12 protein-coding genes and 1 pseudogene are annotated in these 15017 nt (G+C 41.4%); 3 read left to right on the forward strand and 10 right to left on the reverse strand.

The window, feature by feature from the left end:
• Positions 1-9: 9 nt before the first annotated feature.
• The 5 genes from IFO66_RS13235 to IFO66_RS13255 all read right to left on the reverse strand — a co-directional run bounded on the left by IFO66_RS13235 (position 10) and on the right by IFO66_RS13255 (position 8561).
• Positions 10-774, reverse strand: coding sequence for a GNAT family N-acetyltransferase (locus IFO66_RS13235; protein ID WP_192025593.1), 765 nt, complete (start codon positions 772-774; stop codon positions 10-12).
• A 210-nt stretch (positions 775-984) separates the two neighbouring features.
• On the reverse strand, positions 985-1917 hold the full coding sequence (locus IFO66_RS13240) for an NAD(P)-dependent alcohol dehydrogenase (protein ID WP_192025594.1): 933 nt from the start codon (positions 1915-1917) through the stop codon (positions 985-987).
• 129 nt (positions 1918-2046) lie between these two features.
• A complete protein-coding gene (locus tag IFO66_RS13245; RefSeq protein ID WP_337913029.1) occupies positions 2047-4674 on the reverse strand; it encodes a winged helix-turn-helix domain-containing protein in 2628 nt (875 codons plus the stop codon).
• A gap of 220 nt (positions 4675-4894) precedes the next feature.
• Positions 4895-6628: an assimilatory sulfite reductase (NADPH) hemoprotein subunit gene (gene cysI, locus IFO66_RS13250; RefSeq protein WP_192025596.1), complete on the reverse strand. Its 1734-nt coding sequence runs from the start codon at positions 6626-6628 to the stop codon at positions 4895-4897.
• Positions 6629-6704: 76 nt separating this feature from the next.
• Entirely contained in the window at positions 6705-8561 is a 1857-nt protein-coding gene (locus IFO66_RS13255; RefSeq protein WP_192025631.1) for an assimilatory sulfite reductase (NADPH) flavoprotein subunit, read from the reverse strand.
• Between the two features lie 375 nt (positions 8562-8936).
• Here IFO66_RS13255 and IFO66_RS13260 point away from each other — a divergent pair, with 375 nt between their 5' ends.
• Positions 8937-9500, forward strand: a complete 564-nt coding sequence (locus IFO66_RS13260) for a GNAT family N-acetyltransferase (protein WP_192025597.1) — start codon at positions 8937-8939, stop codon at positions 9498-9500.
• Positions 9501-9573: 73 nt separating this feature from the next.
• Here the strand turns inward: IFO66_RS13260 and IFO66_RS13265 are convergent, their stop codons facing one another.
• The 4 genes from IFO66_RS13265 to IFO66_RS13280 all read right to left on the reverse strand — a co-directional run bounded on the left by IFO66_RS13265 (position 9574) and on the right by IFO66_RS13280 (position 12683).
• Positions 9574-9933 carry a glyoxalase superfamily protein gene (locus IFO66_RS13265; RefSeq protein WP_192025598.1) on the reverse strand — a complete coding sequence of 120 codons (360 nt, stop codon included), beginning with the start codon at positions 9931-9933 and terminating at the stop codon, positions 9574-9576.
• A 219-nt stretch (positions 9934-10152) separates the two neighbouring features.
• Complete coding sequence (gene gltP / locus IFO66_RS13270; protein ID WP_192025599.1) at positions 10153-11427, reverse strand: glutamate/aspartate:proton symporter GltP; 1275 nt, start codon at positions 11425-11427, stop codon at positions 10153-10155.
• A gap of 294 nt (positions 11428-11721) precedes the next feature.
• The gene (locus IFO66_RS13275) at positions 11722-12309 is read right to left on the reverse strand and encodes a GNAT family N-acetyltransferase (protein ID WP_192025600.1); all 588 of its coding nucleotides are present in this window, start codon (positions 12307-12309) and stop codon (positions 11722-11724) included.
• 26 nt (positions 12310-12335) lie between these two features.
• Positions 12336-12683, reverse strand: coding sequence for a hotdog family protein (locus tag IFO66_RS13280; protein WP_192025601.1), 348 nt, complete (start codon positions 12681-12683; stop codon positions 12336-12338).
• 4 nt (positions 12684-12687) lie between these two features.
• Here IFO66_RS13280 and IFO66_RS13285 point away from each other — a divergent pair.
• Together IFO66_RS13285 and IFO66_RS13290 are read left to right on the forward strand one after the other, a co-directional pair.
• A pseudogene (locus IFO66_RS13285) lies at positions 12688-13086 on the forward strand (hypothetical protein); the annotation flags it as partial.
• Between the two features lie 56 nt (positions 13087-13142).
• Positions 13143-13286: a hypothetical protein gene (locus IFO66_RS13290; protein WP_192025602.1), complete on the forward strand. Its 144-nt coding sequence runs from the start codon at positions 13143-13145 to the stop codon at positions 13284-13286.
• Between the two features lie 281 nt (positions 13287-13567).
• Here IFO66_RS13290 and IFO66_RS13295 read toward each other — a convergent pair whose 3' ends face one another.
• Positions 13568-14902 carry a S1 family peptidase gene (locus IFO66_RS13295; RefSeq protein ID WP_192025603.1) on the reverse strand — a complete coding sequence of 445 codons (1335 nt, stop codon included), beginning with the start codon at positions 14900-14902 and terminating at the stop codon, positions 13568-13570.
• Positions 14903-15017 lie beyond the last annotated feature (115 nt).

Consider the following 15017-nt stretch of genomic DNA (forward strand, 5'->3'; position numbering starts at 1 on the left):
CTCTGTGCCTCAATAGGACATTAGTTCTTTAAGCCTTTTCATAGCCGAGTGTATGGTAAGCCTATGATAAGTAACTAGATTTGAGTTATAGATAACACCATAAATACCATAAGGAGTAGGGGAAATCCTCAACAGCTCTTCTCTATTTTGAATGTCAATGATATGTATAGGAATTCCTAGTTTATTAGCCGCTTCCATCATATTCGTAGTTGCCACATCAACAAATGGACACTGCTGTGTTCGCATAACTGTTAATTGTTTAAAACTTACAAGTCGATCATCCCAGTCATTTGGAAAATAAGGATCTGGTGATGCTCCAAACTTATGAACGAGCAGCTCGAAACCGTGAGGTGCTTGAGCCACTTCAACAAAATTATTTTTAATAAAAATATCCTTGCTTGGCGTCCAAGACGTGTTAGAATTGGTAACTACGATAACGCCTGCTTTATTTTGTTCTCTAGCCTCTTGAATGCATTGATGTATCAGCTTTGAAGCATAGCCTTTACCCGTAATTTGAACCCATAAACAATGAATCACGATATAATTTTCACCATAGACAACTCGCGAAGAATATTCAATCGGCGTATATTCAATAAATCCCGCTGGCTTTTTGTTATCCATAATCTTGATATACTTCAATCCTTCTTGGAACCTACTCATTAACCACTCATTCTTATTCATGTAACCTGTAGAATTAGGCTTGCTGCGAAGGCAATAACAACCTCCATTGTGTACATTAGCATCGTCTACCTCAATTAGCTCAACTTGTTGCATGATACGTTTCCCCCATCATTTTTATATTTTATCTAGTTGGTCGATCGCTATGGGAAATAAATACATTAACAAATTCTAGCATCAAAATGTTATCCTAGCTAGCTTCTATTTTATATTAGCTTTACATTCTTACTATCTTTCGATATAACAAAAAAAGTCCGAATCTCTACATTACGATCAGTAATGCAAAATTCGAACATCGCAATCTCTTTAATGCCTCTCTTTATGCTTAGGATGCACATGAACCACTACATTTCCACGCTTGCGGCCTGTTTCTACATACCTATGAGCCTCAGGAACTTGTTCCAGTGAATAGCGCCTATCGATGACAGCTTTCATATCGCCTTTCTCCATCAGCTCTTTAAGGAAAACCAAGTCATCCGCACTCACTTTAGCAACTCCTTGCCCATCTACAGTCAGAAATCTTCCTTTTGGAGCTAGTGCTTTTGTGCAATCAGACTTCGAACTTTTCCCGATCGCATCGAAGATAATATCGAATTTCTCTGCTCTTTCCGTAAAATCCTCTTTGGTGTAGTCAATGACATGCTCCGCTCCGAGTGACTTCACTAAGTCTGTATTTCTGCCGCTGCACACTCCCGTAACTTCTGCTCCCAAATAGTTAGCAAGCTGTACAGCAGCTGTTCCGACGGAACCTGACGCTCCATAAATCAGCACTTTCATCCCTGCTCGGATATTTCCTTTTCTAAAAAAATGCAATGCCGTTGTTCCACCGAATGGCAGCGCTGCAGCTTCCTCATACGTTGCATTGGTTGGTTTTAACGCAACTACTGCATGCTCTGACATGCAAATATATTCAGCATGTGCGCCACAGCGCATCCCGCTTAATGCATACACCTGATCACCAACTTGGAATCGCTTCACCTTTTTCCCTATTGCTTCAACTTCCCCTGCCAGCTCTACGCCTAGAATTGGATTTCTTGGTTTCGTAAAACCCAACACAATTCGCATCGGTAACCAGAGTAAAATCGGACTTGTAAAGCTTCGAATTCTACAATCCCCTGTCGTTACCGTTGTGGCATAGACTTTAATTCGTATTTCATGTTCCTTCGGGACTGGCTTCATGACGTCTTTAAGCTCTAACACTTCTGGCGTTCCATACTTTGTGCATACGATGGCTCTCATTGTCTTCCTCCTGAACTTTATTTTCAATGAGTATACCGTCAATAAAGGAACCATGTGCAGATACTAAAGTATGGTTTTGAATCTTGCATAATGGCTAGGATGAAAATAGTCGATTTGCGGATCTTCTTTTTATAACAAACCTAACTGACGAGCACGTGCAACGGCTTCTGTACGACGTTTGACTTGCAATTTCTCAAAAATGACACGATTATGCCCTTTCACTGTAGGTAGAGCTATATATAATTGATTGCTAATTTCATCATTCGATAGTCCTTGTGCGATTAAGTACAGAACTTCCAACTCTCGTGCAGTCAACGGCTCGATAAGTACCCGTTCTGGATCGAGTTGCCGTTCATTCCATATAGATGGATGAATTTGATCCTCACCAACAAATTGTGCAAGCAATTTAGCCGTATAATGTGGCATAATTCTATGAGCTGACGCTTCACCTAGCAGCTTTTTCATCCGCATACCTTCATCTATAAAACTACGAATAAATCCATGAGGCTCCCCCATCGTTAAAGCTTCTCTTATAGCTCCCAAAGCCTTTGTTTGTTCACCATGAGCATACAACACAATTGCAAGCAAGATGATAATTTTGAGTCGTTCATCCTTTGATTCGCTTCCCTCGACTTTCTGAATAGCCGCTTCTACTATCGCAAGTGCAGTAGCCGTATCACCTTGAGCCAAGTGTACTCGTGCCTGACTTAGGGGGAGGTTATATTTCTTAGACCAAGTATGCGCTGCTGTCACATGTTCTTGCTGAATCCACATATGAACTTGCACCTCTGCAATATTCGGAAGCTGATGCTTAAAATGGTATTGGTTAGCCACATACTCAGCTCTCGAAATAGTCGCGGCTGCTCCGCCTACATCCCCTTGTACAAGCTTCAACTTTGCCAATAACACTTCACCCGCAACCGCTCTATCCGTATGTTCGAGCTGCTTTGCCAGCTGAACGCTTACTTGACCATGCTGCAAAGCAGTTTGCAGGTCATTCCATTCATAGCAAATACGCGCTAGACCCAAATGTGCTTCACAAGCAGCAGGGAGCGGTGTATCCCCTGCCAACTTCAGAACGTATTGGTACGTTTCAGCCGCCATGTTTAGTTGATTTTCCCATTCCCGCAACATACCAAGACCAAGTGAAGACATTATTGTGATGATAACATGTCCAATCTTCTGGCTACTTGATAGAGCATCCATATAACACTTGCTCGCCGAATCTCGATCTCCTTGGAGTTGATAGGCATATCCCAATGACCATGTGGCTGCAGTGCGAACGGGAATGTTATTGAGGGATGCAAGTTCTAGAGCACGGCGAGACTCGATGAGAATTGTTTCTGCCTCATGCTTGCTCACTGCAATTGTAGCTCGAATAGATGCAATATGACCTAAGAGATCTCGATTCGCCTCATTTTTCCCTGCAAGCTGTATCACATGTTCTGCGGCTTTCAGCTTCGATTCAACTTCTGATACGCGACCGCTAATTAACAATCCCGAAGCGTATAGTACCCACAGTACAGGTTGCTCATTGAGCTGCGTATGGGAAAGTGAGTCCAACCATGTTAACGCAGGTGCCACGGCTCCGCGAAACAATAATGGCATTCCGTTCCCTACTAATAAACGAACGGCGCGTTCAATATCATGAGCTGCTACAGCATGGTGAAAAGCCTCTATCTCAATACTATGATTTTCATACCATTCACTAGCTCGCAGATGTAATTCCGCTACAGACTGGTTCTTATTTTGTGTAGTAGCAATCAAATGCCGACAGAAGCGCTGACGCAGGAAATCAGCAAAAAGATGGTGATAACGATACCAACGCCGCTCATTGTCCAATGGTATGATAAATAAATTTGACTGTTCAAGATATTCCAACATGTATTGACCAGAATCATCTTGACCATTCGGCTCCCCATCTCCCGAGTGTATAACTGCCTCACACAACGATCCACATAATCGATCGAGAATGGAAGTACGCATCAAAAAAAGTTGAACATTTGCTGATTGCCGTTGCAATACTTCCTCTACTAGATAATCGATTACAAACCTTTGACTTCCGGTAAAAGACAAGATTAAACCCGCGGCTTCGTCTTTATTTTTAATAGAAAGAGCCGCTAATTGCAGACCTACAATCCAGCCTTCTGTGCGAGTTTCTAGCAGAGCAGTTTCCTCTGGGGAAAGATGCAACTCCATTGTATGCTCTAAAAACTCTGCCGCTTCAGAATACGTAAACCGCAAATCGGATACTCGTATCTCCGTTACTTGCCCTCTAGCTCGTAATTTCGACAAGGGCAGAAGTGGCTCCTCACGTGAAATAATAATCAGATGCACATGATCCGGCATGCGCTCTAGCAGTGTCGCAACTGCACGATGAATCGTTTCGGATTGAATAACGTGATAATCATCCAGTACAACGAGACAATTCTCAGTCGTAGCTGTCATTTTATGAATCAACATAGGTAGCAGCAGATCTATTGAAGGCAACGGTGGAGAGTGAACGATATTTAACGGCCCCGCTGTTTCTTCGTCATTAATCACCATCCTCTGCCACGCAGCAAATAAATATTGAAAAAATCGAGTTGGATCATTATCCCCTTCATCCAACGATAGCCAAGCAGTAGCCCATTTACAACATGCAAGCCAGTCGCTGACCAATGTCGTTTTTCCATATCCGGCAGAGGCAGAAATTAGTGTTAGCTTGTTATGTTTCGCACTTTTATCCAGCTTATCGATCAGTCGTGAGCGCTTCACAACATGCGACCTAGTTTGAGGTATATATAGTTTCGTGGATATCATTGAAGTGTCCATATTAACCACCATTCTACGCTGCAGATTACAGCCCTTGGATACGTGATACGTAATAGTATGTTCGCTGAATCCAATGTATTTCCTTTTCGCTATTCGTCTGTATGCATGCAAATGAAAAAGGCGGTGCAGTATGATCACTGCATCGCCTTCGTTATAAGCTCCATTAATCGTGGAAGTTCGTTCCGTCCGTTACCGCCTTCACATAGCCAGCACGAATGACGAAATCACCGAAATGCTCGCCACTAACACGCTCAGCCGCATAGCGGTTAATAATTGGTGTAAGTGTACCGATTATTTCCTCTTCGCCAATGTTCTCGAGATACAGCTTGCTCAATCGATCACCAGAGAAACCAGCGCCCATGTACATATTGTATTTGCCCGGCGACTTACCAATAAACGCAATCTCGCCCAACGCAGGACGTGCGCAGCCATTCGGGCAGCCTGTCATACGGATAGTAATCTCTTCATCGCGCAGTCCCGCTTGCTCCATTACCGGCTCAAGCTTGTCGATTAGCGACGGCAAATAACGTTCAGCCTCTGCCATAGCAAGACCGCATGTCGGCAAAGCCACACAGGACAACGCGCTGCGGCGAAGAGCTGAATACTGCGTACCCTCTTCAATGCCGTATTCCTTGAGCAGCGCAACGATTTTCGTCTTCTTCTGACTGCTCACATTAGCAATGATCAAATTCTGATTCGCAGTCAGACGGAAATCTCCTGTATGAATCTTGGCGATCTCACGCAAAGCCGTCTTTAGCTTGTAGCCTTCAATATCCACAATGCGTCCGCTTTGTACATACAGCGTCAAATTCCATTTGCCGTCTTTGCCTTTAATCCAGCCATAGCGGTCGCCCGTATTTTCAAAATGGAATTCACGTGCAGGCTGAAGCTCCCAGCCTAAGCGATCATGAAGCTCTTCTACAAACCATTCCAAACCATGGCGGTCGACCGTATATTTGAAACGTGCATTTTTACGCACAGAACGGTTGCCATAGTCGCGCTGAATCGTGACCGTTTTCTCCGCTACATCAAGTACTTGATCAGGTGTAATGAAGCCGATAACGCGAGCCAACTGCGGATACGTTGCTGTATCTCCATGTGTCATACCCATACCACCGCCGACGCAGACGTTAAAGCCAACAAGCTTGCCATTTTCCACAATTGCAATATAGCCAAGATCCTGCGAATACACATCCACATCATTCGATGGTGGTACTGCAATACCAATCTTGAACTTACGCGGCAAGTATACATGGCCGTAAATCGGTTCTACTTCAACAGCTGCACCATTTTGCTCCGAGCTGTCTACAACCTTCTCCCCATCGAGCCAAATCTCATGGTACGCAGGCGTTTTAGGCGCTAAATGTGTCGTCAGCTGCTGCGACCAATAAAAAACCTCGTTGTGGATGTCCGATTGGTACGGGTTCGGATTACACATAACGTTACGGCTAACGTCACCGCAAGCAGCCAAAGTAGTAAGCAAAGCTTCATTGATTTCTTGAATCGTTTTTTTCAAATTCCACTTCAATACGCCATGCAGCTGGAAAGCTTGACGTGTCGTGACACGAAGGCTTCCTGTTCCATATTTCTCAGCCAGCTCATCCATAACAAGCCATTGCTCCGGTGTCGATACACCGCCAGGCGTAACGATACGAAGCATAAATTGAAAGTATGGCTCCAACTTTTGCTTTTCACGCTCGTTGCGGTAGTCACGGTCATCCTGCATATAGCTGCCGTGGAATTTGAGAAGACGATTGTCCAATTCAGGCAATCCGCCTGTAATACGGTTGGACAGCGATTCAACTAATGAACCGCGCAAATAATTACTTTCGTCTTTTAGCTGTTCGACGTCACTCGGCGGCCCACCAATTGGCTGTACTTTTAGTTTTTTTGCCATTGCTGTTAGCTCCTTTATCCCCATGATCGGATCGTTCCCGTTTATATCTATAAATGCATGTAAATTCGATTCGCGCTTAATATACGTCTCTTTGATATCTGCCTTGTTCTTGCAGCTCTGTTAGATATGCGGCTGCTCCTTCGGGAGACTTCCCTCCGTAGTTCGAAATAATCGAAAGCAGTGCAGATTGAACATCATGCGCCATATATTTTTCATCTCCGCAGACGTATACATGAGCGCCATTTTGCAGCCACTTATAGAGCTCTTCGCCATGTTCCAACATCCGATGCTGCACATATACCTTCTCATCTGAATCACGAGAGAATGCAACGTCAAGCTTCGTCAATACACCATCATTCAGCATGCGCTGCCAGTCCGTCTGATACAAGAAATCCGTTACGAAATGGCGATCACCATAGAACAACCATGTTTGACCCGCAGCCCCAGATTCCTCACGATCCTCAAGGAATGAGCGGAATGGCGCAACGCCTGTGCCGGGCCCCACCATAATAACTGGCGTATCCGGATTGACTGGCGGCTTAAAGTTCGGATTTTGCTGAATGAAAATAGGCAGCTTATCGCCGGCTTCGAGACGCTCAGATGTGTACACAGAGCACACACCTTTACGTGGACGTCCGTGCGCTTCATATTCTACTTTTCGAATTGTAAGATGTACTTCCTCCGGATGGGCGTTCTCACTGCTTGCAATGGAGTATAATCTTGGCGGTATCTTCCGCAGCAAATTCGCAACGTCCGCAGCTTTGAATGTCCATGGTCCGAAATCACCAAGCAGATCGAATAGATCGCGTCCGTTCGTATATGCTTTTAAATCTTCTTTATGTTCTGGCTTCAGCAGATCGGCCAATTTTCCGTTTCCAGAGAAGGCAGCTGCTTTTTCAAGTAAAGGCTTCGTTAGTACGGTAATTTCATAGTGGTGAAGTAGCGCTTCGCGCAGTGTAGAAGTCTCGCCTGCTTTTCCAATTACAACAGACTCTTGCGGATTCCATTGCAAGAATGAAATAATATCATCAACTAAAGCTGGATCGTTTTGTGGGTACACACCGACCGCATCGCCTGGCGCATACGTAAGACCTGAACCTTCAAGGGACAGTTCCAAATGGCGTGTTTCACGATCCGAACCTTTGCCGTTCAAATTTAAATTTTCTAATACTTCCGCCATAAACGGATTCGAGCGTGAATATTCGGATTCGACTACAGAAGCTACCGCAGTAACAGATGCCACATTAGCGATCCCTTGCGGTGATACCGATGTCGCAACCGCGCTGACCTTACCATTTACAGCTGCGATCCAGCCAGCGGCATCCTCCTCAAAGTCCACATCGCAATCTACGCGATCTACGATCCGCTCTGCTCCAAGCTCTGCAAGTTTGATGTCAAAGTCTTGACCTGTCTTACAGAAAAACTCATACGATGTATCGCCCAACGCAAGAACAGAGAATTTCAATCCATCCAGCTTTGGTGCACGTTTGCTGTTTAATAATTCATGCAGCGTCAACGCATTATCTGGTGGATCTCCCTCGCCATGCGTACTAACAACGATAAACAAATACCCAGCTTTCTTTAGGTTATTCGTCTTATACTTGTTCATTGCCGACAGTGTAACCTCAAAGCCTTCGCCTTTCAGCTTATCTGCCAACCGTCCCGCAAGTCTCTGCGAGTTCCCTGTCTGCGACCCGAATAAAATGGTCGCTTCGCGTGGTCCTTGCGCCACAACTGCTGCGGCTGGCGCTGGCGCCTCCACAACTTGGCTGACAGCCAATTCCGATACTGCGGCACTAACATTTCCTGCACGGTAAAAAGCTAAGTATCCCCCAAGCCAATTCACTTGCGTCTCCGTCAACGTCGGGAGCAGCTTGTTAAGTAGCTCTGCCTGCTCGGCTGTAAACGGACTATTCGTCACCTGTAGTTGCAACAACATCCTCCACCTCACATCAATCTCTTTAATTCCGACTACGTTACTTTGTTTTATCTTTCATTATACTAACTCAGGTTGATGCGAGGTTCAATCTATTTCTCAAAATTTGTCTATAAGAATATTTGAAATCTTCAATTACTTTTGATTATAAAGCCGTAAGTTGGAGGCAGAATGGGCAGATGTATCCCGTTAGTAAGCTATAAATTTTCAGAATATATGTGATGGATTTCATTCAAAATCGGCAGTCTTTATCTGGACAATTCCTCCAGACTATGTGACAGTATTAGGGAATACATTTTCTAGTTTTTCAGCACCATTTTTCTAGGTAAGATGAATCTACTTTAACTACAACTAACAACTAGGAGACTGTGTATGGACTTCACAACCATTTTTACATCATTTCCTGTTATAGAAGGTCAGAAATTAAGATTAAGACAGTTGCGAGCAGAAGATGCTTCAGCATTACTAGACTACTACTCAAATGAAAATGTATACCGCTATTTAGACTGGCATGGCCCTGAGACGTTAGAAGAAAGCTATAAAGTAATTGAATTTTGGAATAAGGGGTATCATGACGGTTGGCTTATTCGCTTTGCGATTGCTGACAAAGAGACCGACAAGATTATCGGAACCATCTTTTTAACCGAAATTGAAGATGTTCGAGCTGAGATTGGTTATGAATTATCCGAAAATTATTGGCGGCGTGGAATGATGTCCGAAGCATTACAAGAGGTTCTTGCATTAGGGTTTAATCAGTTGGGGTTGGTAAGAATTCAAGCATTTGTTAGTGATGAGAATACCGGTTCTAAGGAAATGCTCAAAAAATTCAACTTCAAAGAAGAAGGCTATTTGCGACAGTACGAATGCCATAGTGTTACGAATGAATGCCGAGATATGTGGGTGTATAGTTTGTTACGTTCAGAGTTTCAAAAATAATATTTTCGCAATATACTTGTTGGTAAAACAAAGGGGCAAAGGCGCCCCTTTTCGTTTTCATTCTCGTCTAATTTTACTCTTCAAAAAAAGTTAGCTTATTTCCAAAAGGGTCTATTACACAGACTTCCTTTGTATCCCACTCCGTTGTTTCGATCCCTGGTCGTGAATATTTATAATTCTTGCTTAACAAAGTTCGGTGAAAGTCCTCAAGATCTGAAATTGAGATGCGAATAGCTGAACCTGGAGAACAATCCCCATAATGCTCGGTCAAATGCAACGTTAAAAGATGACTGGAAATCTGCATATACAGAGGAAAATCATTCCCATATCTATGTTCCCAGTCGAGTGAAAAATCTAAATATTCTAGATAAAACTCTTTCGCTATATGCTCGTCGAATATTCTAAATATAGGAATAACACTGTTCGTATTCATTACCCAATCGTCACCTCTCATTACCTAATTCGGTCATACCAGATTACTTTTTCTTATCAAGCATTCGCTACTTATTAAGTCTATCCTTTATCAGAGGAGAAAACGATAGCTTATGACATTAACCCTTCCATTCCACCATATTTTCATATTCGTACCTCTTCTTATCCACATTAAAAACCTCCTGTCAGATTATCCTGACAAGAGGTCATAACATCCATATTAAGCCGCTGCTTTCGCAGAAGCAATTTCATCTAGATAGGAATCAGCCTTTTTGCGGTCGAATTGACCTTCCCATTTGGAAATAACAACTACAGCCAAAGCGTTACCAATTACGTTAACTACTGTACGTGCCATATCCAAGAAGCGGTCGATACCTGCAATAAACGCTAGACCTTCAACTGGAATACCTACTGCACCTAATGTCGCCAACAATACGACGAAGGATACACCTGGTACGCCTGCAATACCTTTAGAAGTTACCATTAGTACGAGTACCAATGTTACCTGATCAGCAATGGATAAATCGATACCGTACATTTGAGCGATAAAGATTGCAGCAATCGCTTGGTACAGCGTAGAACCGTCGAGATTAAAGGAGTACCCTGTTGGTACGACGAACGAAGCAATCGCTTTTGGACAGCCGAATCGCTCCATTTTCTCCATAATCTTAGGAAGTACAGTTTCAGAGCTCGCTGTAGAGTATGCAAGCAGCAATTCGTCTTTCAAAATCTTAATAATGTTCATGATAGAAATACCGCTGATCTTAGCAACGATACCTAGTACTACAAATACGAAGAACAACATGGCTCCGTGTACAAGTAGAACCAATTTACCAAGCGGCAGTAATGAGCTTAACCCGAATTTGGAAACTGTGACTCCGATTAATGCGAATACACCGAACGGAGCAAACTTCATAACCGTGTTTACTACCCAGAACATAGCATCGGCTACACCTTGGAAGAAATGCAGCACAGGTTTGCCTTTTTCTCCTGAGGCAGCTACACCAAGTCCGAAGAGGACGGAGAAGAAAATAATGGCCAACATGTCACCGCGTACTAATGCATCAAAAACATTTTTCGGTACGATGTTGACGAATGTTTCAATCATACCTTTTGCTTCTGTCTGTTCAGCCGTTTCAACGTAAGAACTTATGTCAGACTGCTGAATTTGGCTCATATCCACACCTACACCAGGTTGGAAAATGTTAGCTGCGAACAAACCAACAACGATGGCAATTGTGGTAATGATCTCGAAATAGAGGATCGTTTTACCACCTAATCTGCCAAGTTTTTTCGTATCACCAACCCCAGCCACGCCGACAATAATTGTCGCGACTACGATAGGTACTACGATCATTTTAATCAAACGAATGAATACATCGCCAATGGGCTGCAAGTACTTTACTACTTCAGCATTGCCGTAGAAGATGGCACCTACGATAATACCCAGAATAAGACCAATTACAATTTGAATAGCTAATCCAAATCGCTTCATTCTGACACCTCGCCGTCTAAGTTGTTATTTCTGTGCTAGTTCCGACAACGGTTTGTCGATTTTGCTAGATTTCTATACGTAATATAGCAGAGAGATATACGTTCACACAATGCAAATAATTCCCATAGAGGCAGTTATTTGGATAAACATTTTTTTTCGTACCTGAAAAAATTATCTATATCTTGACTTTTATACTAATCACTTCAGTTAGACAACCTTCTAGCAATTCGCCGTTTACCTCTAGTCTTTTATATGTAGGTCTGAACTCCATAAAATGTCCTCTATATTTCTTGTCTATGTAGAACTATTATTAAATCTAAAAATGATCTTGTTACCGTCATTTTGTGTATCAGCAGTCGCTTCTACATAAGATCCTCTCATGTATTTTTGCAATGTCTTCCTCCAAAAAGATTGTGCTCTTTGATTTCCTTCATTAGGGTTGGTTTGCACTTCCCAACAACCTGGATGATTATTAAAAACCTCTACCGCTGCAGGTTCTGCCACTTTCTTGCCACGAAAGGATCGCAAAATGAAAAACTCATTTAAATAAAAATCGCAACCAGGAGGTGTATACGGCGTTGTTGCGACTAACGCAAACCCTGCTGGAATACCATTTACTCTAATCAAATAAGGGAAAAATACAGCTGGATCCGACCACCAAATATCAAAAACTTTATTTTGCTCATACAAAGTCAATGTCTCATCTTCTTCAAAAACACCGTATTTATTGGGCTTCCAGCCCCAAATCTCAGATAAATCGTGTAAATACAAAGGATATAAATTATTAATAATAAATTTTGTATTTTGATCGGTCAGTTCTAAAGTAATAATTGTTATGTCACTCTCTCCGCTGTTAAATCCTAACCATTTGATATGCTTCATGATGGCTCTTGTATATAAATCATAATCTAATTGGCTCTAATAATTACCTGGCCATCAACAGTAGCCTCACCTTTACCCAGTACGAAACCTCTTTTATGCTTTACTACTTCGTAATATAATTCGATTCTATCTCCTGGATAGGCATTCCCCAAACATTCAATACCATTTAAAGAGGATAGGAAGCCCAAACTTTTCTCCTTACCTATCGTTGCAAATGCTCCTAGTTGTGCTAATGCCTCCACAATCATCATACTTGGCATATCGCTTCTTGATTCTGTTATAAACCATTCATTCCATGAAACATTTTTATATCCTTTAGCCCACTTCCCTTGTTCCACCTCTACTGACCTGAAATAGTGAAGTAGTAACACCACTTAGAAAAGCAATTATGAAATCATTACGAATGAAGAACTAACAAAAGAGGATATTTTACAAATTTCTGAGTTATACAATCAACTATATATCGAAAAATATTCCCGTCATAATCCAATGTTTACAACCGATTATTTATGGAATGCTTTACAGCACCATTTATTTGAGATAAAGGCCATAAAAAAGGCGATACCATAGATGGTGTCATAGCTTATATTGTTAAGGATCGGGTGATGACAACGCCTATTCTTGGCTACAATACAAGCTCTGATCAGCAACAAGGCTTATACCGTATTTTTTCCCTCCTTAATTACAATGGATTCTATTGAAAAATATCTAATTTGCCATTGTAGTGCTGGAGCCGGAGAATTCAAACGAAATCGTGGTGCAAAACAGCAGATTGAATAAAGTTATATGTATTACGCTCATTTGCCACCTAATCAGCAAAGGGTGTGGTTCTTTTGCAAAGTTCAAGCTCCCAGTCTTTAACTACTAGCTTATTGTTATTAATGATTGCTATTGGTGTCATCGTGTCTTCAGATACAGGAGTGAAGCATTCATTATTTATTGCATCAGAAAGACAAACAGGTACAGGTACAGTCTAATATGTGTATGGATTAAGCGGAACTCCGTCCCTCTTTTTTATCACTTCGCTACTCGAAGTGGTTAAGTAACTGCGACTTTACATGGAGGTTGGGCAGATATGCGCGAAACCCTTGTGGTTTCGCCCTTACGCTTGAAATCATGCCCATAGAAGCTCCATGTCAAGTCGCCTATTAACCTAGTAAATATACCTTTTACCACACGGTATAGCAAAGAGCCTTTAAACTTGCAAGCAATGTTAATCTTCTCATACAAACCAAATCATCTACACTAACAAAATTTGTTAATTTAAAATTGGAACTATGTTGAAATGTTTAAGAATATGTTCTACTTGACTATACACTTCTACAGCATTTCCACTGAGTGAGCCATTTCCTGTATGAACACCATGCAAGACAGAATTCCCGAAAATTGTACCACCACTGTCTCCTCCTATTGCCATATAACTTGCTGCTGTTAAATTAGTATTAGGACCGGCAGATAAGCTCGTTGAGAGTATAGTACCGCACGTATCATTGCTTCTAGAAGCTATACAAACGTGCTGGCCTACAAATTCGCTACTATCTTTAGCATAACTGGTTAAAGATTTCGAACCAACATATTGAAAGTAAACTTTATTAGTTACAAAGTCTTTGTGTACCCCTATTAGCATAGCATCAACATTACCAGAATTCTTCACATGTTGAATATGTCCCCCAGCAATTATTTTGTTTGAATGAGCTTTATCGGGGTGATAAAAAGTATTTAATGAACCATTACCATAACAATGTCCTGCAGTAACAAGGAAATGTTCTCCAGCGTTTGATTTCGCGGAGAATCCCACTGAACATAGTTTCTGTGCAGTATCATTTAAAATTTGAACCCCACCTTGTACTGGATTTGTTGCAGTAACCTGATCTCCTTCATTTTGAAAATCTGAAGGGTCAGCGGTGTAAAATGTGAGCTTATCCCCGTATTTTTCTATTAAATACTTTTGGTTTTCCTCGGTGTTATTAATTAATCCCACTTCTACAACATTATTTATTGTATCAAGCGCAGTATATTGGATTTCGATTCCCGCATCACTTAATAATGATTTACTATTAAACAATGCGTCAGCAGTTTGTAATAGCTCTTCTTCACTATATCTAGTGTTAATAAATTTAACATTACTAGTATCACCATAGATTTCTTTGATGAAAGATAAATTATCTTTATTACTTTTAGCCATTTCTTTTATACCAATATACACTACGCCTCCTTCTTCTTGATTTACATAGATGCCTCCAAATTGTTCTTCGGTCAAAGCTCTTATTGCGGATTGCTTAAGCTTTGGAATATATTCATTTTGATGTTTAAATCTACGATCTAAAATCTCTTTTTCCTCCACTGTTAGGTAGAAATCCTCATAAGTTACATTTTCAGTATTACTTTGTAATACTATCTTTTCTACTGTCGACTTTTCCGAATCAAGCCCTAACATTTTTCTTTTTCCAATGTTGTAATTAATATTATCATTTTTCTCTATTTTAACTTTGGCTTTATTTTCTTGAATGTTTTGTTTCTCTGGCTCTGCAAACGCTACTGAATTAACTAGAATAAGTGTGAAAATAATTACTAAACTAATTTTGGTTTTCATTTAGTTTTCTCCATTTCTTTTTTATATTGTTTAACTTCCCTGACTCTGTATCAAATTACAAACCCACTACACCCCCTAATTTCCTGTATTTATATACCTTAATATTCTAACTATG

Source organism: Paenibacillus arenosi (assembly GCF_014841135.1).
GTDB lineage: Bacteria > Bacillota > Bacilli > Paenibacillales > Paenibacillaceae > Paenibacillus_B > Paenibacillus_B arenosi.

Coding starts and splice junctions, on each gene's coding strand:
- IFO66_RS13235 (WP_192025593.1), bottom strand. CDS start 774: ATGCAACAAGTTGAGCTAATTGAGGTAGACGATGCTAATGTACACAAT.
- IFO66_RS13295 (WP_192025603.1), bottom strand. CDS start 14,902: ATGAAAACCAAAATTAGTTTAGTAATTATTTTCACACTTATTCTAGTT.
- IFO66_RS13240 (WP_192025594.1), bottom strand. CDS start 1,917: ATGAGAGCCATCGTATGCACAAAGTATGGAACGCCAGAAGTGTTAGAG.
- IFO66_RS13260 (WP_192025597.1), top strand. CDS start 8,937: ATGGACTTCACAACCATTTTTACATCATTTCCTGTTATAGAAGGTCAG.
- IFO66_RS13265 (WP_192025598.1), bottom strand. CDS start 9,933: ATGAATACGAACAGTGTTATTCCTATATTTAGAATATTCGACGAGCAT.
- gltP (WP_192025599.1), bottom strand. CDS start 11,427: ATGAAGCGATTTGGATTAGCTATTCAAATTGTAATTGGTCTTATTCTG.
- cysI (WP_192025596.1), bottom strand. CDS start 6,628: ATGGCAAAAAAACTAAAAGTACAGCCAATTGGTGGGCCGCCGAGTGAC.
- IFO66_RS13275 (WP_192025600.1), bottom strand. CDS start 12,309: ATGAAGCATATCAAATGGTTAGGATTTAACAGCGGAGAGAGTGACATA.